We start from the raw sequence: 19,268 nt of genomic DNA, 5'->3' as shown, positions 1-19,268 counted from the left end.
ACTACTGCTGCGCGTTCAGCGCGGTCGTGAGGTGCTTCGAGAAGCCCTCGGCGGCCTGCTCCGGCGACTTCCGCCCGGTCGCGATGTCCGCGAACATCGACTGGAACGACGCGTCGCCCTCGATGGTCGCCCAGCCCGGGGTCGCCGGGGTCGGACGGCTCGTGCCCGCTGCCGCGAAGTACGGCTTGTGCAGGGTGTCGACGTCGTCGGCCACGGCGTCGAGCAGCTCGGTCGAGTTCGGCTCCCAGCCGTCCACACCGAACACCTGGTCCTGCTGGAACTCCTTCGAGGTCAGGATCTTCAGGTAGTACAGCGCGAGGTCCTGGTTCGCGGCCTTCGCCGGGATCCCGAGGTCGGAGCCGCCGAGGAACACCGGCTGCGTCTTGCCGTCCGTCTGCGAGGGCATCGGGAACGTGCCGATCTGGTCGGCGAGCGCGGGCTTCGCGGTGGTGATCGAGCCGATCTCCCACGCCGAGCCGAGGAACGCCGAGGTGTTGCCCTGGGCGAAGACGTCACTCTGCGAGGGCTTGTCGGTGTTGATGTCCTGCGTCGACTTCGCGGAGTAGTCGTTCTGGAACGTCTTCCACGCCGTCAGGCCCTTCACGGCGTCGTCGGAGTCGAGCTTCCCGGTCCACTTGCCGTCCTTGTCGGAGGCGATCTCGCCGCCGGCGTCCCAGACCCACTGCAGCCCGCCGTACCAGTACTGGCCGGGCATGTAGAAGGCGGAGAAGTCGCTCGCCGTGTTGGCCGCCTTGACCTTGTCCAGGTCGGCGGTGAGCTCGTCGTAGGTGGTCGGCACGTCGGTGACGCCGGCGTCCTTCCAGACCTTCTTGTTGTAGACGACGGCGCGGTTGCCGGCGAACAGCGGAGCGCCGTAGAGCTTGTCGTCCACCGTGGCCGGCCCCTCGAGCCCGGTGAGCCAGGTCTGGCCGTCCTTGAGTTCGTCGCGGTACGGCGTCAGGTCCATGAGACCGCCGGCCGCCGCGTAGACCGGCACCTGCGTGTTGCCGAGGTCGACGACGTCCGGGGCGTCGTCCTGGGCGAGGGCCGTGGTGAGCTTCGTGGTGATCCCGTCCCACTGCTGGGTCTGGATCTTCACCTTCGCTCCGGTGTCCTTCGTGAACTGCTCCTGGGCTGCGTCGAGGACCTTGTCGCTCAGGTCGCCGTTCATCATCCAGACGGTGATGGTCTTGCCCTTGCCATCGGGTGTGCCGATGGCCTTCGTGCCGCCGTCGGAAGCTCCGTTGCTTCCGGCGGAGCACCCGGTGAGGGCGAGCGCGGCCGCCAGGCCGAGCGCACCGAGTGCGGCGAAACGCGTGCGTGTCACGTTGACTCCCTTGGTCCGACCTTTATGAAAGGACGTTGCGTATTCGCAATAGAAGACCTTCCAGAAGCCCTTGTCAACCGTTGGATCGGTCCCTGTGAGCGGGTTCGATCCGCGTGTTTCCGGGGGATCACGGATGTCGAACAGATCGTCGCCAACGCTTGACGCGACTGGTCATGACCAGGCATGATCTGCGCCGCGCGTCGACGGGGTGGACCGGGCCTCCCGGATCACCACCACTGCCGTCAGACGGCCGCCAGGGCGGACGTCGGCGGGATGCGCGCTGCGCGCGCCGCCGGGTACAACCCGGAGACGCCGCCGATCAGGACCGTCGCTCCGAGTCCACCGCCGACGGCCCAGAGCGGCAGCGCGACCGGCCACCCCTGCGAGACGGCGAACACGACGGTGACGGCGACGCCGATCAGGACCCCGGCCACCCCACCGAGGAACGACAGCAGCAGGGACTCGACCAGGAACTGGTCGCGGATGGTCCGCCGCCGCGCACCGAGGGCACGACGCACGCCGACCTCGGCGCGGCGCTCGAGCACGGTGATCACCATCGTGTTGGCGACCCCGATGCCGCCGACGAGCAGCGCGACGCCGCCGATGCCGACCAGCAGTCCGGTGAACGAGTCGTCGGTGGCGTCCTTGGCGGCGAGCGCGTCCGACGGTCGGGTGACCCCGACGTCCTGCGGCGCTCCCGGACGGACCGCCCCCGCGAGGACATCACGGGTCTGCTCGACACGAGACGGGTCGACGCGCGTGTAGACCGCGGTCGGCGCGCCGTCGAACCCGAGCTGCCCGGCGAGGGTCCGGGGGACGAACACGCTGTTGTCGAGGTCCTCGGCGAGCGCGAGCGGTCGCAGGATCCCGACGACCTGTACCCACTGCCCGCCGATCCAGACCCGGCTGTCCGACCGGACCTCGTCGATGCCGAGGGCATCGGCGGCCTCGGCCCCGAGCACGACCTGCGGGGCCGCTCTCCGGGTGTCGTCGATCCACCGGCCGGAGGCGAGCTCGCCGCCGAGCACCTCCGGGACGTCACCCCAGGCCGCCAGCACGGAGATGCCCTTCGTCTCCGGGGCCGGGACGAACCCGTTGCGGTAGACCGCGGTCTCCGGGACGGTGCCGACCGCGGCCGCGGACTCGACGTCGTCCTGACGCTGCACCGACTCGAGGGCGGTGTCCGGCAGTGGCGGCGTCTCACCGAATCCCTGCGCCTGGGTGACGGTGAGCACGTTCGTGCCGAGGGCGTCGAGGACCTGGTCGACCTTCGCCTTGCTCGACGACGAGATGCCGACGACCGCGATCATCGCCGCGATGCCGATGGCGATGCCGAGGGCCGACAGGACGACGCGGCCGGGCCGGGTCCGCAGGCCGAACACCCCGAGCCGGAGCAGGTCCGCCGGGCTGACGGTTCCTCGGGCGCTCACCGGTCGCCCCGGATCGCGGCGGCGAGTGCTTCGGCCCCGCCCGCGGCGTCGTCCTGCGAGACGAGACCGTCGCGCATCCGCACCTGCCGGGGCAGCGAGGCCGCGAGTTCGAGGTCGTGGGTGATGACGAGCACAGTGGTCCCGCCGTCGTTGAGCTCGCGCAGCAGCCCGAGGACCGCCGTGCCCGAGGCGGTGTCGAGTGCCCCGGTCGGCTCGTCCGCCAACAGGATGGTGGGTTCGCCGACGATGGCCCGGGCGATCGCCACCCGCTGCTTCTCGCCGCCGGACAGCTGGTGGGGCGGTGGTCGACCCGGTGCCCGAGCCCGACCCGGCCCAGTGCTTCGACCGCACGTCGGTGCCGGTCGCGGCGCGGGATGCCCGCGTAGAGCAGACCGTCGGCGACGTTCTCGGCGGCGGTCGCCCCGGCCTGCAGGTGGAAGTGCTGGAACACGAAGCCGATGTGGTCGGCCCGCAGTCGCGACAAGGCGTCGTCGGACATCGTGGCGACGTCGTTGCCGGCGATCGTCACGGTACCGGACGTCGGCCGGTCGAGCGTCCCGATGATGTTGAGCATCGTCGACTTGCCCGATCCCGAGGGGCCGACCACGGCGACGAGCTCACCGGCCGCGACCTCGAGCGAGACGCCGCGGAGCGCGCCGACGTCCCCGTACGTCTTCACGACGTCCTCGAGCGACAGGACGACTTGACGGTCCGCCATGGTCGTGGGGGTCATCCGGGCACCACCACGCGGTCACCGGCCGCGACGTCGCCGCTGATCGCCACGCGGCCGCCGGCGGTGAACCCCGGTTCGACGGGTACGGGCTCGGTCCGGCCGCCCTGCTGCACGACGTCGACCGCGTACGAGCCACCGGAGCCCGCGACGAGCGCCGACACCGGGACCGACAGCACACCCCGTTCGGTGGTGCCCTTCGCGTCGATCTGAGCGGAGGCGGCCGCGGGCAGCTTCCGGTCGCCGGGGTCGAAGGACACCGACACCACGACCTTGGTGCCGCCGTCCTCGCCGGTCTCGGGCTGGATGTCCGCGACCTCTCCGCGCATCACGGCGCCGGTCCCGTTCACCCGGACGTCGACCCGGGTGCCGACCGCCAGCCGCTCGGCGTCGCGCTGGGAGACGGTCGCCGAGACGACCCGCTTCGTGCTCGTGACCTGCAGCACGTCTCCGCCGGCGCCGCCGCCAGCACCCTCCGCGCCGGCGGCGCCGGTCGACTGGCCGAGCTTGCCGTCCACCGACGCGACGCGCACTGCGCCGTCGACGAACGCGATGTCGTCGGCGGTGAGGGCGCCGGTGACCTCGTGACCGCGGTCCTCCTGCCACCGGCGCACCGCCGCCTGGGTCCGCGGCCCGAACTCGTCGTCCACGGACACGTCGTAGCCCAGGGCCGCGAGGTTCTCGTTGAGCTGCCGCACGTCGGTGCCGTGCGTGCCACGGGACAGGTCGCGCCAGAGCGGAACCGTGCCGTACATCGAGCGCACACCGCGCTCGTCCACCGCGTACAGGTACTCGTCACGCTGGATGACGTCGCCGGGGCGGGGCAGCCACGTGATGGTCCCGGCGGCCGCGGCGGGCACGCCGGTCGGGGTGCCGTAGCCGAGTGTGCCGGCGAAGACCTTCGAGTCGGTGAGGTCACCCTTCGTCACGGTCGCCGTCGGTCCGCGGTACTCGTCCTCCGTCCCGGAAGACGCCGAGGCTGCTGTTCCTCCGCTGACGTCGGTGAGCGCCCAGGCCCCGGCACCCACCGTGAGCACGGCGACGAGGCACGTGCCGATCACGAGCAAACGCCGCCGAACCGGGAGGGTCACTTCCCGACCTCCGATCCGACGGACCCGAAGGCCTTCTCGTCGCAGGCGCGAGCGACCTCGTCGAACGCGGCCTCGTCGTCGGGCTGGTAGCTCCGCATGCCCTCCTCGTCGTCGGGATAGTCCGCGAAGCCGCCCTCGCGGATGCACTTCGCCGACTCGAGCATCTTCTCGTCCATGCCTTCCATCGGCTTCGCCTGTTTGACGTCACCGGCGGCGTCCCCGTCACCGAGGCACTCCTTGAGATCCGCCTGGTACTGCTCCGGGTCGACGCCCTCCGGCGCGCTGAGCTGCATCGTCGTCCCGCCGCTCGCCGGATCCGGCATGTCGTAGCCCTTGCCGCGCATGCACTCGGCCAGGGTCGCGCCCTGGCCCGCGGACCCGACCGACTCGCGGTCCCCTTCGCCCGCGTTGCTGCTCGAGCACCCGGCGAGGAGGCCCGGCAGGAGTGCGATGGCCGCCGCGGCGACGACGAGTGGTGACCGGGTCCGACGAGTTCTGTGATGGTGGTCGTGTTCATGCCTCCAGCACACCGGATGAGCTGTTTCGCGCCGTGTCCTCGCGGGGTTGCACCGACGAAACACCGACGCGGACGACGAGCCCACCGTCGGGCCGAGCGCCGATCGTCAGCGTCCATGCGTGCGCCTGCGTGATCGACGCCACGATCGACAGCCCCAGTCCGCTGTGCCGCGCCGCGGAGGCCTCCGACGGGCACCGGCGGAACGGTTCGACGAGTCGCGGGGCCTCGTCCACCGGCACCACCGGCCCCGAGTTCTCGACGACGATCGCGTCGGACGACGTGGTCAGCCGGACGAACCCGCCGGGTTCGTTGTACTCGACGGCGTTGCCGACCAGGTTCACGAGCAGCTGGCGCAGCAGCGTCGGCTCACCGTCGATGACCAGGCCGGGAGGCCCGGTGCGGCGCTCGTGGGTCAGGGTCACCCCGGCGTCGGTCGCGTCCCGGGCCGCCCCCGCGAGCACCGCGTCGGTCACGTCGTCGACGTGGACGGCGCTGGTCGCGCCGGCCAGGCCGCGATCGGCCTCGGCGAGCACGAGCAGCGACTCGACCAGGTGCTCGGTGCGCCGGTTCTGCTCCAGGAGTTCGTCCCTGGTGACCCGGACGTCGTCGGGTCCGGCGTCGTCGTGCAGGCCGATCTGCACCGCGGCCCGCTGCACGGCGAGGGGTGTTCGGAGTTCGTGCGACGCCTGTGCCACGAACCGGCGTTGACTCTCGAACGCCGTCTCGAGCCGGTCGAGCAGGCCGTCGACGGTGCGGGACAGCCGCCGCAACTCGTCGTCCGGGCCGTCGAGTTCGATCCGCTCGTGCAGGTTCGAGGCCGTGATCCGGTTCGCCGTCGCGGTGATCCGGTCGATCGGACGGAGCATCCGTTGGCTGACCAGCCACCCGACGCCCCCGGCCAGCACCCCCGCACCCGCGATGCCGATCGCCGACCACTGCCACTGCTGCACGGCGACGAGCTGGATCACCATGACCGCCGACGGGTCGTGCCCACCGGCGCCACCCGGCTCCAGGGGTGCCGGCGAGGCGGTCGCGAACCCCTGCGCGGGCGTGGCGGTCCGCGCCCACGTGGTGTCGAGTCCGGCGCCGACCCCGGCCAGGGACATCACGTTCGAGAACACGACGACGCCGGTCGCGAGCGCCATCGCCGCGAGCGCGAACGTCACCGCGGTGCGCGCCCGGATGCTCCAGGTCCGCCGGACCCGTCTCACAGGGAGTAGCCCCGTCCCGGCACCGTCCGGATCGGGTCCGGGTCGCCGAGCTTCTTGCGGAGCTTCGACATCGTCACCCGGACGGCCGCGGTGAACGGGTCGATGTTCATGTCCCAGACCTTCTCGAGCAGTTCCTCGGTCGAGACGATGCGGCCGTCGGCGCGCAGCAGTTCCTCGAGGACGCCGAGCTCCTTCGACGTCAGGTCGAGCGGTCGGCCGTCGCGTGTCGCCATCCGTCGGTTCGTGTCGACGACGAGTCCGGCGCGTTCGAGGACGGGCGCAACCGGGGCGACGCTCCGGCGGCCGAGTGCGCGGACGCGCGCGACGAGCTCGGGGTACTCGAACGGCTTGGCCAGGTAGTCGTCGGCACCGAGCTCGAGTCCGTGCACGCGATCGGCCAGGGCGGTCGCCGCGGTGAGCATCAGGATCCGGGTGAGGCTGCCGCGGGCCGCGAGTCTCCGGGCGACCTCGTCGCCGTGCAGCCCGGGGACGTCGCGGTCGAGCACGACGACGTCGTAGTCGTTGACGCTCAACAGCTCGTCGGCGTCGTCGCCGCGGTAGGCGACGTCCACGGCCATGTCCTGCCGGGTCAGACCCTTCGCCACCAGGTCGGCGAGGACGGTCTCATCGTCCACCACGAGTACACGCATCCGTATATTGCACGTGATGTACCCATGAACCGGCTGAGAGGCTCAGGCGTCGAACGGCACCTCGCCGTGGTCGCTCACGCCGGCGCGCTGTCGGTAGGCCAGGTGCCCACCGAGGTACCCGCCGACCCCGACCACCGAGAGCGCGGCGAACCCGAGGAGCTTGCCGGCCCCGTGGTTGCCGTTCTTCCGCTGCCACCACGACAGCCCGTACAGCGAGATACCGACCCAGTTCACGGCCTGGTGCACCCACCCGGTGCGCAGCTGCTCGCGGTCGAGTTCGGACCAGTCGACGTACCCGGCGAGGCTCGCACTGCCGGACGACACCAGGCCGACGCCGACAAGGGTCTTCGCGGCCTTCGCGTTGCCCTTCCCGCCGAACACGTCGAGCACCGCGGCCGAGATCCACGCCCCGAGCGGGACCTGCACCATGAGCGGGTGCAGCGGATGCCCGAACGGCACCCCGTGCAGCAGTTGCCGCAGGGCCTTCGGCTTCGCGAGCGCGTTCACCACCGCTCGGTCGACGTCGACGGCCTTGTCGAGCACGCTCGCGTGCTCGACGGTGTCGGTGAGGCGACGGAACGCGCGGATCTCAGGCATGCCCTGGACGGTAACGGCGGAGGCCCGACACCGGTCCCAGGAACCGGTGACGGGCCTCCCGTCGGTCACCCCGCGTGCGCTCGCCTACTCCTCGACGATCTCCGCCAGCTCGAACGGTTCGACGGTCAGGCCGTCGCCGTCCTCGGCGACGTCCACCCGCACGGTGTCGCCGTCGCGGACGTCACCGGACAGGATCGCCCGCGCCAGCTTGTCGTCGATCTGCCGCTGCATGAGGCGACGGAGCGGCCGGGCGCCGTAGAGCGGGTCGTACCCGCGCTCCGCCAGCCACCCGCGCGCCTCGGGCGTGACCGCCAGCTCGAGCCGGCGGTCGGTCAGCCGGCGGGCGAGCCGGTCGACGTAGAGCGACACGATCTGGCCGAGGTCGTCGGCCGTCAGGGCCTGGAACACCACGATGTCGTCGAGGCGGTTGATGAACTCCGGCCGGAACGCCTGCTGCACGAGCTCGCGCACGGCCGTTTCGCGCTGGTCGTCCGTCAGCGTCAGGTCGGTCATGAACTGCGAACCGAGGTTCGACGTGAGCACGAGGATCGTGTTCCGGAAGTCGACCGTGCGCCCCTGCCCGTCGGTGAGCCGGCCGTCGTCGAGCACCTGGAGCAGCACGTCGAAGACCTCGGGGTGCGCCTTCTCGATCTCGTCGAGCAGGATCACCGAGTACGGACGACGCCGGACGGCCTCGGTGAGCTGCCCACCGGACTCGTAGCCGACGTACCCGGGAGGCGCACCGATGAGCCGCGAGACCGAGTGCTTCTCGCCGTACTCGCTCATGTCGATGCGGACGAGGGCCTTCTCGTCGTCGAACAGGAACTCCGCGAGGGCCTTGGCCAGCTCGGTCTTGCCGACGCCGGTGGGCCCGAGGAACAGGAACGATCCGGTCGGTCGGTCCGGGTCGGAGATGCCGGCGCGGGTGCGGCGGACGGCCTCGGACACGGTGTTCACGGCGGTGCGCTGCCCGATGATCCGGCGGCCGAGCTCGTTCTCCAGGTGCAGGAGCTTCTCGGTCTCGCCCTGCAGCAGCCGGCCGAGCGGGATGCCCGTCCACTGCGCGATCACGGCGGCGATGTCCTCGTCGGTGACGCTGTCGTTCACCATGCGGTCGGCGGACTCGGCCTGCTCGGCGGCGGCGAGCTCCGCTTCGATCCGGGGCTTCTCGGCGTACTCCAGGCGCGACACCGTCGCGTAGTCGGCTTCGCGCTGGGCGCGCTGGCTGCGCATGTTGAGGTCGTCGAGCTGCTGCTTCAGCTCACCGATGCGGTTCAGGCTCGCACGCTCGGCCTGCCAGCGCTGCTCGAGCTCGGCCAGTCGTTCCTCGCGCGTGTGCAGTTCGTTCCGCAGGGTCTCGAGCCGTGCCTTCGAGGCGTCGTCCTTCTCCTGCTTGAGCGCGAACTCCTCGACACGCAGCCGGTCCACGTTCCGCTTCAGTTCGTCGATCTCGACCGGGCTGGAGTCGATCTCCATGCGGAGCCGACTGGCGGCCTCGTCGATCAGGTCGATCGCCTTGTCGGGCAGTTGGCGGCCGGAGATGTACCGGTTCGACAGGCTGGCCGCAGCGACGAGGGCGGAGTCGTTGATCGTGACCTTGTGGTGCGCCTCGTAGCGTTCCTTGAGCCCGCGGAGGATCGCCACGGCGTCCTCGACGCTGGGCTCCCTCACGTAGACCTGCTGGAAGCGGCGCTCGAGGGCGGCGTCCTTCTCGATGTACTCGCGGTACTCGTCGAGCGTCGTCGCCCCGATGAGCCGCAGTTCGCCGCGCGCGAGCATCGGCTTGAGCATGTTCGAGGCCGCGACGGACCCTTCGCCGCCACCGGCCCCCATCAGCGTGTGCAGCTCGTCGATGAACGTGATGACCTGCCCGTCGGAGTCGTTGATCTCCTTGAGCACGGCCTTGAGGCGTTCCTCGAACTCGCCGCGGTACTTCGCGCCGGCGATGAGCGAGGAGATGTCGAGCGAGACGAGTCGCTTGTCCTTCAGCGAGTCGGCGACGTCGCCGGCGACGATGCGCTGCGCGAGCCCCTCGACGACCGCGGTCTTGCCGACGCCGGGCTCGCCGATGAGCACGGGGTTGTTCTTGGTGCGACGGGTGAGCACCTGACTGACGCGTCGGATCTCGGAGTCGCGTCCGATCACCGGGTCGAGCTTGCCGCTGCGAGCGATCGCCGTCAGGTCGACGCCGTACTGCTCGAGGGCGGTCTTCTGTCGCTCTTGCGAATCAGGAGCACCCTGGAGGTTCGCCATGCGTTCCGTCCTTTCGTTGCGGTGGTGTTGTACTTGAGTCTACTCCACTCAACTTACGTCGGCGCGGGCACATTCCGGATCCCGACGGCGCTGACCACGGCGCCGCCGACGAGCAGGACCGCCATCACGACGACCGCCCGGTGCAGACCGGCGACGCTCATCTCCCCGCCGAGGACCACGCCCGCGAGCGCCACCATCACCAGACCGGCGATCCGCGCGATCGCGTTGTTCACGGCTGACCCGACGCCGGCCTCGGACTGCGGCACCGACCCGAGCACAGCACTGGTCAGCGGCGTCACCATGAGCGCGATCCCGAACCCGATGAGCACGAGTCCGGGGAACACGGCGACCCAGTAGCCGTCCGGCCGCGCACCGACCAACAGCATCAGGAGCGCACCGACCGCCGCCACCGCTGGCCCCGCCGCCATGAACCAGCGCGGCCCGAACCGCCCCGCCAGTCCACCCACCGCCGAGGACACCAGCAGCAGGACCACCGTCGGCGGCAGGGTCGCCAGGCCAGCGAGCCAGGCGGGGAACCCCCAGACCTCCTGCAGGAACAGCGTGACCACGAAGAAGACCATGCTCAGCGCGCCGTAGATCGACAGGGTGGCGAGGTTGCCCACCGCGAAGTTGCGAGCCCGGAACAGCGCGAGCGGCACCAGCGGCGAACCGGTCGTCCGGGTCACGTGGAGTTCCCACGGCACGAACGCCCCGAGCGCCAGCGCGCCGAGCACGAGCGCCGCGACCACGACGGGCGCTCCCCATCCGAGCCGCTCCTGCTCGATGAGCCCGAGCACGGCCCCACCGACCCCGACGACCGCGAGCACGGCGCCGACCACGTCGATGCGCGGTCGGACGGCTGGGTGCACGTCGCCGGTGATCCGCAGCACGAGCGGGATCGTCACGGCGATCGGCACGGCGGTCAGCACGAAGATCCACCGCCAGCCGATGCTGTCGACCACCAGCCCGCCGACCACGGGGCCGAGGATCGTCGCGGCGCTCGACCACGCGGTCCACGTGCCGATCGCCTTCGACTGCGCGGCCCCGCGGAACGCCGCCACGATGAGGGCGAGCGCACTCGGGGTCACCAGGGCCCCGCCGACGCCCTGGAACGCCCGCGAGACGATCAGGAACTCCCCCGTCGGGGCGATGGCGCACGCGACCGAGGCGATCCCGAAGACGACGAGCCCCCACGTGATGATCCGGACCCGGCCGAACACGTCCGACAACGACCCGGCGACGAGGATGAGCGAGCCGAGCGTCACCAGGTACGCGTCGACGGTCCACTGCTGCACGACGAGCCCGCCGCCGAGCTCCTGCCGGATCGCGGGGAGCGCCACGTTCACCACGCTCGAGTCCAACCCGACGACGAACGACGACAGGATCGCCACCACCAGCACGGTGCGCCGGTCGTCCCGGAGCGGCGCGGTCGCGCGAGGTTCGGCAGTGGTCATGTGCTCATCCTGCGCCCACTCGGACCGCTGCGCGCCCCGCACGACGAAGCCCCCGCGACCGGAGTGGTCGCAGGGGCTGCCGACAGGACGGGGCTGGGTGTCCTGAGCTGGGGTTCTAGCGCCGGGAGTCGGTGTTCGGCTGCGCACTCGGGCCGGGGTTCAGGACCGGACCGGCAGCGGGCTCGGCGGGAGCGTTCGGCACGGTGTTGGTCGGGGCCGCGGTGTTCTGCACCGTGGTGTCACCAGCCTGAGCCTTCTTCTCGTCGTCGGACATCTCCTTCTTGAAGATGTTGATCGACTGCCCGAGGCCCTTGGCGAGCGCCGGGAGCTTCGTCGCGCCGAACAGCAGGATGACGATCCCGAGGATGATCAGCAGGTGTACGCCGCCGAGGTTTCCGAGCATCATGACTCCTTGATCTGGAACTGGTCGCCGTCCGCAGGTCTTCTTCGACCCACGCGGCGGAAGTCCGTGTTCTCCCCATCGTAACTCCCCCGCTCCCCGATGCCCAGGCCGGGCGCCGGAACGGACACCGTTCGCACAGGGAAGCGGACGCAGCGAGTGCCGTCAGTACGCGCCGCGCGACCGGAGCACCGACGGCACCGTCCGGGCGAGGATCACCAGGTCGTGCAGGAACGACCAGTTCTCGACGTAGTGCAGGTCGAGGCGGACTCCTTCGGCCCAGTCCAGATCGGACCGGCCACTGACCTGCCACAGCCCCGTGATCCCCGGGGTGACCAGGAGCCGGCGGTCGGCGAAGTCTTCGTAGAGGGCGACCTCGCGCGGCAGAGCGGGCCGAGGGCCGACCAGGCTCATCGACCCCGTGAGCACGTTCCACAGCTGCGGCAGCTCGTCGAGCGAGGTCTTCCGCAGGAACACCCCGACCCGGGTGACCCGGGGGTCGTCCTTCATCTTGAACAGGGGGCCGGCACCTTCGTTCGCATCGTGCAGGGCAGCCATCCGAGCCTCGGCATCGACGCACATCGTGCGGAACTTGAGGATCGGGAACTCCGCGCCGCCGCGGCCCACTCGGGTCTGCCGGAAGAACACCGGGCCGCCGTCGTCGAGCCGGACGGCCAGCGCGATCACGGCCAGGACCGGCGCCAGCAACAGCAGTCCGAGGCTCGAGCCGACGACGTCGAGCAGCCGCTTGCCGCCACGGCGCCGGTAGTCGGGTGTCTCGACGTGCATCAACGGCAGTCCGTCGACCGGGCGTTCGTGCACGCGCCCCGCGGCGATGTCGGACAGGGGTGAGGACACGACGAGCTCGACGCCGTGTTCCTCGAGTTGCCACCCCAGGCGACGCAGTCGCTCGTGCCCACCACGCACGGCCCCGGCGACGACGACCGCCGAGACGCCCTCGGAACGAGCCAGCGCGAGGACGTCGTCGATCCCGCTGACCACGGGAGCGGACACCGGCCCGAGGTCGATCGTCGTCCCTACCGGCACGCAGTCGGTCACGACCGCACGGACCCGGTACCCGGCACTGGGCGTCGCTGCGATGCGGCGGCCGACGTACCGGACGTCCTCGGTGTCGCCGACGATGAGGACGTCCTGCAGGCGCAACCCCCGCGCGCGGCGGCGAGCCAGGGCGGTGCGGACCACCCACCGACCGACGACGAGCAGGAGCAGACCGAGCGGGAAGGCGATGGCGACGTACCCGCGCGCGAGGTCGAGCTGGGCCGCGTACGCCACGACGGCGACCACCGCGACGGAGACCAGGCTCGCGGTGACGAGACGTCGGTACTCGTCACCGCCGATGCCGGCGATGCGGGGGTCGCGCGTGCGGAAGGTCGACAACAGGAACGTCCAGATGAGGATGATCGCCGGTGCGGTCGCGAACTCGACCCAGCCCGCCTGGGGCCGGACTGCCGACAGCTCCCAGGGGAACCGCACGACGTGGGCGACCGCGAACGCCGCCACGAGCAGCCCGACGTCGAGCAGTGCGACCGCCGGCGCGAACCCGCGCCGGGCTCCGGCGGGGGCGTGCGCGGCGGCCGAGGACGTGGGTACGGGCACGGGCACCGCCGCGGTGGGCGGACGCATCGCGAGCGACATGGTGGGGCCTCCTGTCGAGCGGGCCGACGGGAGGTCGACCGGACGCCGGAGTCGCTCGGGTCATGACAGCGAGCGGCGCACCACCGAATATATCACCGTGTCGTTCTGCATATCAACGACCGAGTGCTCGGTCCAGGCTCCACAGGACGGGTTCCTCGCGCAGCGCCGGGACGTCGGCCTCGGTCACACCGGTGATCCGGAAGGTCACGCGTTCCCCCGGCAAGAGCGTCATGAACCCGCGGTCCACGGCACCCCCTGCGGCCACCCGGTCGGGCTGGACGAGCAGGTCCCGCACGAGCGAATCGGCCTCGACGGTCAGGTCCAGTCCGCCGTCGACGGGCGTGAACGCAGTGCGGTACCGCGCCGGCTCCCACCGCGTGTCGGCGTCGGGGCCCGGTGTCCAGACCGCGCGGCGCCAGTCCATGTCCGCCACGATGAGCTCGTTCGTCGGGTCGTCGACCACCCCGACGGACTCGGGCAGCGCGACGACCGCCACGCCGGCGGACGACAGGCGCACCGGCAGGGACACCTCGGCCAGGATCGTGCCGGCCGTGGTCACCCGGCGCACCCGCACGACACTGTCCTGCCCGCCCCGAACCGACCGGACGGCGACCTCGACGGGCGAGGAGCCGAACGCGCCGGGCGAGACGCCGAGGGACAGGGTGTCCGCCGCGTCGCCCGGATCAGTCGTCTCGCCGACGGCGGCCGACCCACCCGGGTGATCCGGGCCTCCCGTCCGATCCGCACCGGTCGCGACCGGCGAGGCGGGCGCGACCGCCCCGGAGACCGGAGAGGCGGGCGACGACGCCGGAGACGCAGCCGGTCCGGACACGGCGGACGGCGCGACCGCCACCCGCGACACCGGACGGATCGTCAGCAGGACGTCGTCGTACAGCCGGCGCAGCTCGTGCGCGAGCGGCTTCAGCCGCCCAGCCGAGTCGATCGCCGACCACGACGACACCGGCCACAGGTCGTTGAGCTGCCACATGACCACACCGGCGTTCCGCGGCCAGTGCGTGCGCCAGTGCTCGATGCCCGTCGCGATGGCCCGTGCCTGCTGCAGCTGCGTCAGGTAGTGCCACGCATCGAACGAGAAGGGCCCCGTGCCGAACCGCGGCTCCAAGCCGCGGGCCAGCTTGCCCATCCCGTCGGCCGCCTTCTGGTGGTGGACCACCCCGGGTGCGTCCTGCGACAGCACCTCGTCGGCGACGCCGTCCCGCAGCGTCCGCCAGGCCGGGGGTGCCTGCCAGCCGAACTCGGACACGAACCGGGGAACGGACCCGCGGTAGGCGGTGTCGGGCAGGCGGTTCCAGACGTCCCACGAGTGGTGCGTCTCGTTGTCGACGTCGTTGGCGGGCAGCGACTCGGAGCCCGACCACGGCGACGCCACCGTGTAGAAGCGCGACGGGTCGACTGCGTCGACGATCGTCGGCAGCAGGTCGAGGTAGTAGTCGAGGCCCCAGCCGCGGTCGCCGAGGGAGTCCGCCCAGCCGTCCACGTCGTGCAGCCAGATGTTCTCGTTGTTCCCGTTCCACAGCACCAGCGAGGGGTGCCGCGCGAGCCGGGCGACGTTGTCGCGTGCCTCGGCGATGACCTCGCTGCGGATGGGTTCGACCTCGGGGTACGCCGAGCAGGCGAACGGGAAGTCCTGCCAGACGAGCAGCCCGAGTTCGTCGCAGACCTCGTAGAAGTCACGCGACTCGTACACGCCACCGCCCCACACGCGCACGAGGTTCGTGCCGAGCGACGCCGCCGCGGTCAGACGGGACTGCAGGCGCGCGCGGTCGACGCGCGAGACGATCACGTCGTCCGGGATCCAGTTCACCCCACGCACGTCGATCAGTGTCCCGTTCACGTGGATGCCGAAGGGACGACCCATGTCGTCGACCTGGGTGTCGATCCGGGTGGACCGGAAGCCGGTCCGGAACGTGTCGCGGTCCAGGACCTCACCCTCGACCGTCTGCAGCTCGACGATCACGTCGTACTGCGCCTGCGCGCCGTAGCCGCGGGGCCACCAGCGCAGCGCCTCGGGCACGCGCACCGTGACGACGGTCTCGTCGTCCTTCGGCGTCAGCTGCGCCCGCGACCGCTGCCGCGTCGGCGTGCCGTCCTCCTTGAGACCGCTGACGGTCACGACGAGCACCAGGTCGTCGTCCTCGCCGTCCTGGTCCAGGTCGTTCAGGCCCGAGCGCTCGACCGTGATGTGCGCGTCGAGCACGCCCTCGCCGGCCTCGACGTCGACGAGCGGTCGGACCTCGCGCAGCCGCGCGGTCGACCAACGCTCGATGGCGACCGGTCGCCAGGGCCCGCTCGTGACGGCAGTGAGGCCCCAGTCCCAGCCGAAGTTCGAGGCCATCTTGCGGATGTACGGGAACGGCTCGTCGTACGGGCCCGGCATGCTGCCGGCCTTCGCGGCGACCCGGCCGGCCTCGCGGTACGGCGACTCGAACAGGATCTCGAGGTCCTTCGTCGTCGCCCCGGACCCGGACTGCACGCGCGCGTCGAAGCGGTAGCGCCGGTGCATGTTCCGCGTCGTGCCCACGACGACGCCGTCCAGGCTGAGCTCGGAGACGGTGTCCAGGCCGTCGCAGACGAGGTCCACGCGTTCGTGGCCGCGGGGGTCGACGTCGACCGAGGTGCGGTACGACCAGTCGGCGCGGCCGACCCACTTGGCGGCCTGCTCGTTCTGGTCGAAGGTCGGGTCCGGCAGCAGGCCCTCCCGTTCCAGGTCGGTGTGCACCTGGCCCGGCACCGTCGCCGGGATGGTGCGGCCCGCGACGCCGTCCGGCGCACCGGTTCCTCCGGCCATCGTCACGGTCCAGCCGTCGCGGAGTTCCTCGCGTTCGAGGGTCATGCGGGTCCTTCTCTTCGGCGGACGGGGTGTCCGTCGCCTCGGTCGGGACGCCGGCCGGTGGCCCGCCCCGTGGCCGGTTGATCGACCTGGAGGCGCGGCACCGGTTGTCCGGGCGTCGTCACGTCGCGCGCGCGATCGGGTGGCGCTCGCGCGTGGGGGTGCTCGGCGATGCTAGTACGGGATGCTTTCGGCAACCTATGTGGTGACAGCGCGACTTCGTGGTGACAGCGCGGTCTCGCGCGTGCAGGGTGGGAACGTGATCACCGTTGCACTCGCCAGGACCCTCCGCGACGCCGGCCTGCGCTGGCACCCCGAAACGGGCGACCGGTTCGTCATCGACAAGCCCGAGGTGGACGAAGACGTCTACACGGTCTCCGAGATGACCGTCGAACGGCACGACTCCCCCACCGGCACGATCCTCGGCTTCAACGGGACGACCGAGTGGGCGCTCGACTCCGTAACCGCGTCGGAGTCGCTCTGGCTGCCGCGCGAGGACCAGCTGCGCGAGCTGCTCGGGCCGTCGTTCGTCGGGCTGACGCGGGTGGCGGCCGGCGGACGAGTGGTGTTCACGGTGACCGCGACGATCGGCGGTGTCGACCGGAGCTTCGCCTCGGAGACCCCCGCGATCGCCTACGGCCAGGCGCTGCAGGCGTACATCGACGCCGCGCTGTCCTGAGCGGCGGGCCCGCTCGTCCCGAGCGGCACGCCCGGGGTCGCCGATCCTGGACGTTGCCGGAATGCGCGCTGAGGGGCGTTTGGTTGCATGACACCATGACCGTTCCGAACATCACCCTGAACGACGGCAAGACCATCCCGCAGCTCGGCTTCGGCGTCTTCCAGATCGACCCCTCGTCGACCAAGGAAGCGACGCTCACGGCGCTCGAGGTCGGCTACCGCCACATCGACACCGCCGAGATGTACGGCAACGAGAAGGAGGTCGGCGAGGCCATCGCGTCGTCCGGCATCCCTCGTGACGAGATCTTCGTCACCTCGAAGCTCAACAACGGCTTCCACGCCCCCGAGGCAGCGCTGGAGAACGGCAAGAAGTCGGCTGACCTGCTCGGCGGCTACACCGACCTCTTCCTCATCCACTGGCCCCTGCCCACCGTCTCGGACTTCGTCCCGACGTGGAAGGCGCTCGAGGAGCTCTACGCCGCCGGCACCTCCCGCAGCATCGGCGTGAGCAACTTCCAGGCGCACCACCTGCGTCGCCTGCGCGCCGAGACGGACGTGCCGCCGGCCGTGAACCAGATCGAGGTGCACCCGTACCTCGCCCAGGACGAGCTCCGCGCCGTCAACAGCGAACTCGGCATCGCGACCGAGGCGTGGTCCCCGATCGCCCAGGGCCTCGTGCTCGACGACGAGACCATCACCCGCATCGCCGGTGCCGTCGGCAAGAGCCCGGCGCAGGTCGTCCTCCGTTGGCACATCCAGCGCGGCGACATCGTGTTCCCGAAGTCGGTCACGCGTGCCCGCGTCGAGGAGAACTTCGCGATCTTCGACTTCGAGCTCTCCGACGAGGACATGACGGACATCACGACGCTCGACAAGGGCCACCGCACTGGTCCGGACCCCGACACGTTCGACTACGTGCCGGCCTGATCCACCAGCTGACGACGAGGCCGCCCGGGACGCCCCGGGCGGCTTCGTCCGTTCCGGGCGGATACGCTCGGGACCGGAGGGGTGGTCATGACGGCGAGTGATCCGCACGACGACGGCTGGACGCGGGAGTTCAGCGACGCGTACCGAACCGTGCTCGGCGCGATCCGAGACGGCTCGCTCGACCGCGACGTCGAACACGACGAGCTCGCCCTCTCCGGACGGTTCGACATCAGCCCCGCCGTGCTGCACGGCGCACTCGAACGCCTGGCCGACCTCGGACTCGTCGAGTTCGTCGCCGACGCCGCGGTCCGGTTCGGCACGTTGTCGGTGCCGGCGTGGGTCGACAACGGCTGGCTGTTCGTCGGGCTCGTGGAAGGCGTGATGCGTTCCGCCCTGCCAGCGCTCACCGAGACGGACGTCGCGGACCACACGGTCGTCGCCGACGCCCTGCGTCGAGCCGCCGCCCTCCGCACGCCCGACCTCGACCCCGCGTTCTGGGCGTCCCTGCGCTTCTGGATCGACCGCACCCCGAACCGGGTGCTCGCGCGCCTGGCGACCCGGGCGATGGAGCGCGTCCGCTTCGGCGTCGAACCCTCAGTGCCCTTCACCGCGACCGATGTGGAGGCATGGGTCGCCACGTCGCAGCAGGCCGTCCGGTACCGCGTCCCCGCGTCCGCAGAACGCTCCGCGCACGTCCTCGCCCGGCTGTGGGAGGTGCACCTGCGTGGTTCGGCCGAACGCTTCGGTCGGACCCCGGAGGACCTCGCCACAACCACGTCATCGTCCGAGGACGCTCCACCCTGGGCCACGTGGACCCCGGACGACCTGTGGTGGGACCTGCTCGCCATGGTGCGCGACGGCACCCTCCGACGCGAGCACACCTACCGCGCACGGGAGATCGCCGCACGCCTGCGGCAGCCGGTGCGGGCGGTCATGCCGTTGTTCCGGCGGCTCGAACTGATGGGTCTGGTGGACACCCGGGCCGAGGACCCCGAGGGCATCCGCATCACCCGGCCGGACGTGCAGCACTGGGTCGACTCACTCCAACTGGCCTCAACGCTCGCCGAGATGTGCGCGCGGTGGGCGGTCCCGGTGCTCTCCGAGCAGGGTCGGGCGGAGCTGCACGCCGTGACCGCCGCCGCCAGACGTCAGGCACGGATCCGCGACTACGCGTACACGCTCACGATGGTCGACCTCTCCCGTGTGCTCGGAGCGCACACCCCGAATCCGTGGATCGCCGGGAACCTCCGCCTGGCGCTCAGTCGGCTGGCATTCGTCTTCGACGAGGCGCCGCCGCTCCGGCAGTGGGACATCGACGACGTCTTCGCGCTGCTCGACCAGGCGATCGACCTCGGTGACGCCGTACTCGCCGCCGAGGCGATGCACGCGCAGAACCTGCTCTTCGACGTGCACATCGCCGACGTCGTCGAGCGGCTGGGACCGGGCGCGGACTGAACCGCACGGCGCGTTCGCGCACCGTGCGGCTCTGTCCGGTG

General features: G+C 71.1%; 16 protein-coding genes and 1 pseudogene. 3 read left to right on the top strand and 14 right to left on the bottom strand.

The genetic code is table 11. The annotated features are described in order from the left end of the window. Window position 1 precedes the first annotated feature (1 nt). The 14 genes and pseudogenes from DEJ14_RS02600 to DEJ14_RS02540 all read right to left on the bottom strand — a co-directional run bounded on the left by DEJ14_RS02600 (window position 2) and on the right by DEJ14_RS02540 (window position 16,170). Window positions 2–1,327 carry a sugar ABC transporter substrate-binding protein gene (locus DEJ14_RS02600; RefSeq protein WP_111085465.1) on the bottom strand — a complete coding sequence of 442 codons (1,326 nt, stop codon included), beginning with the start codon at window positions 1,325–1,327 and terminating at the stop codon, window positions 2–4. Between the two features lie 242 nt (window positions 1,328–1,569). Beyond that, window positions 1,570–2,757 (bottom strand): ABC transporter permease, encoded by a 1,188-nt coding sequence (locus DEJ14_RS02595; RefSeq protein WP_111085464.1) that lies wholly within the window; start codon window positions 2,755–2,757, stop codon window positions 1,570–1,572. Beyond that, window positions 2,754–3,023 carry an ATP-binding cassette domain-containing protein gene (locus tag DEJ14_RS19475; RefSeq protein ID WP_349775269.1) on the bottom strand — a complete coding sequence of 90 codons (270 nt, stop codon included), beginning with the start codon at window positions 3,021–3,023 and terminating at the stop codon, window positions 2,754–2,756. The genes DEJ14_RS02595 and DEJ14_RS19475 overlap by 4 nt, the downstream gene beginning before the upstream one ends. Then, a pseudogene (locus DEJ14_RS19470) lies at window positions 3,024–3,475 on the bottom strand (ABC transporter ATP-binding protein); the annotation flags it as partial. It lies immediately after the preceding gene. 11 nt (window positions 3,476–3,486) lie between these two features. Continuing rightward, the gene (locus DEJ14_RS02585; RefSeq protein WP_181437543.1) at window positions 3,487–4,578 is read right to left on the bottom strand and encodes a peptidoglycan-binding protein; all 1,092 of its coding nucleotides are present in this window, start codon (window positions 4,576–4,578) and stop codon (window positions 3,487–3,489) included. Then, window positions 4,575–5,108 carry a hypothetical protein gene (locus DEJ14_RS02580; RefSeq protein WP_146249755.1) on the bottom strand — a complete coding sequence of 178 codons (534 nt, stop codon included), beginning with the start codon at window positions 5,106–5,108 and terminating at the stop codon, window positions 4,575–4,577. The genes DEJ14_RS02585 and DEJ14_RS02580 overlap by 4 nt, the downstream gene beginning before the upstream one ends. Continuing rightward, window positions 5,092–6,306: a sensor histidine kinase gene (locus DEJ14_RS02575; RefSeq protein WP_111085461.1), complete on the bottom strand. Its 1,215-nt coding sequence runs from the start codon at window positions 6,304–6,306 to the stop codon at window positions 5,092–5,094. Before DEJ14_RS02575 ends, DEJ14_RS02580 begins: the two co-directional genes overlap by 17 nt. Next, window positions 6,303–6,956, bottom strand: a complete 654-nt coding sequence (locus DEJ14_RS02570; RefSeq protein WP_111085460.1) for a response regulator transcription factor — start codon at window positions 6,954–6,956, stop codon at window positions 6,303–6,305. The genes DEJ14_RS02575 and DEJ14_RS02570 overlap by 4 nt, the downstream gene beginning before the upstream one ends. 42 nt (window positions 6,957–6,998) lie before the next feature. Beyond that, window positions 6,999–7,553: a DUF2231 domain-containing protein gene (locus tag DEJ14_RS02565; RefSeq protein WP_111085459.1), complete on the bottom strand. Its 555-nt coding sequence runs from the start codon at window positions 7,551–7,553 to the stop codon at window positions 6,999–7,001. An 84-nt stretch (window positions 7,554–7,637) separates the two neighbouring features. Beyond that, entirely contained in the window at window positions 7,638–9,806 is a 2,169-nt protein-coding gene (locus DEJ14_RS02560) for an ATP-dependent Clp protease ATP-binding subunit (RefSeq protein ID WP_111085458.1), read from the bottom strand. A 53-nt stretch (window positions 9,807–9,859) separates the two neighbouring features. Then, the gene (locus DEJ14_RS02555; RefSeq protein ID WP_111085457.1) at window positions 9,860–11,260 is read right to left on the bottom strand and encodes an MFS transporter; all 1,401 of its coding nucleotides are present in this window, start codon (window positions 11,258–11,260) and stop codon (window positions 9,860–9,862) included. Window positions 11,261–11,375: 115 nt separating this feature from the next. Continuing rightward, the gene (tatA, locus tag DEJ14_RS02550) at window positions 11,376–11,663 is read right to left on the bottom strand and encodes a twin-arginine translocase TatA/TatE family subunit (protein ID WP_111085481.1); all 288 of its coding nucleotides are present in this window, start codon (window positions 11,661–11,663) and stop codon (window positions 11,376–11,378) included. A 162-nt stretch (window positions 11,664–11,825) separates the two neighbouring features. Beyond that, window positions 11,826–13,316, bottom strand: coding sequence for a sugar transferase (locus DEJ14_RS02545; RefSeq protein WP_111085456.1), 1,491 nt, complete (start codon window positions 13,314–13,316; stop codon window positions 11,826–11,828). A 112-nt stretch (window positions 13,317–13,428) separates the two neighbouring features. Next, a complete protein-coding gene (locus tag DEJ14_RS02540; protein ID WP_111085455.1) occupies window positions 13,429–16,170 on the bottom strand; it encodes a glycoside hydrolase family 2 protein in 2,742 nt (913 codons plus the stop codon). Between the two features lie 256 nt (window positions 16,171–16,426). Between DEJ14_RS02540 and DEJ14_RS02535 the strand changes: the two genes are divergently transcribed. The 3 genes from DEJ14_RS02535 to DEJ14_RS02525 all read left to right on the top strand — a co-directional run bounded on the left by DEJ14_RS02535 (window position 16,427) and on the right by DEJ14_RS02525 (window position 19,227). Further along, window positions 16,427–16,846, top strand: a complete 420-nt coding sequence (locus DEJ14_RS02535; RefSeq protein ID WP_111085480.1) for a pilus assembly protein CpaE — start codon at window positions 16,427–16,429, stop codon at window positions 16,844–16,846. A gap of 95 nt (window positions 16,847–16,941) precedes the next feature. After that, window positions 16,942–17,772, top strand: coding sequence for an aldo/keto reductase (locus DEJ14_RS02530; RefSeq protein WP_111085454.1), 831 nt, complete (start codon window positions 16,942–16,944; stop codon window positions 17,770–17,772). Window positions 17,773–17,859: 87 nt separating this feature from the next. Next, window positions 17,860–19,227, top strand: coding sequence for a GntR family transcriptional regulator (locus tag DEJ14_RS02525; RefSeq protein ID WP_146249754.1), 1,368 nt, complete (start codon window positions 17,860–17,862; stop codon window positions 19,225–19,227). Window positions 19,228–19,268: the final 41 nt, after the last annotated feature.

It is taken from the genome of Curtobacterium sp. MCJR17_020 (genome assembly GCF_003234365.2).
Taxonomy (GTDB): domain Bacteria; phylum Actinomycetota; class Actinomycetes; order Actinomycetales; family Microbacteriaceae; genus Curtobacterium.
Note: the sequence above shows the minus strand (reverse complement) of the source record. Positions and strands in the feature narration are given on the sequence as shown.

Coding starts and splice junctions, on each gene's coding strand:
- DEJ14_RS02570 (WP_111085460.1), bottom strand. CDS start 6,956: ATGCGTGTACTCGTGGTGGACGATGAGACCGTCCTCGCCGACCTGGTG.
- DEJ14_RS02565 (WP_111085459.1), bottom strand. CDS start 7,553: ATGCCTGAGATCCGCGCGTTCCGTCGCCTCACCGACACCGTCGAGCAC.
- DEJ14_RS02560 (WP_111085458.1), bottom strand. CDS start 9,806: ATGGCGAACCTCCAGGGTGCTCCTGATTCGCAAGAGCGACAGAAGACC.
- DEJ14_RS02555 (WP_111085457.1), bottom strand. CDS start 11,260: ATGACCACTGCCGAACCTCGCGCGACCGCGCCGCTCCGGGACGACCGG.
- tatA (WP_111085481.1), bottom strand. CDS start 11,663: ATGCTCGGAAACCTCGGCGGCGTACACCTGCTGATCATCCTCGGGATC.
- DEJ14_RS02545 (WP_111085456.1), bottom strand. CDS start 13,316: ATGTCGCTCGCGATGCGTCCGCCCACCGCGGCGGTGCCCGTGCCCGTA.
- DEJ14_RS02540 (WP_111085455.1), bottom strand. CDS start 16,170: ATGACCCTCGAACGCGAGGAACTCCGCGACGGCTGGACCGTGACGATG.
- DEJ14_RS02530 (WP_111085454.1), top strand. CDS start 16,942: ATGACCGTTCCGAACATCACCCTGAACGACGGCAAGACCATCCCGCAG.
- DEJ14_RS02525 (WP_146249754.1), top strand. CDS start 17,860: ATGACGGCGAGTGATCCGCACGACGACGGCTGGACGCGGGAGTTCAGC.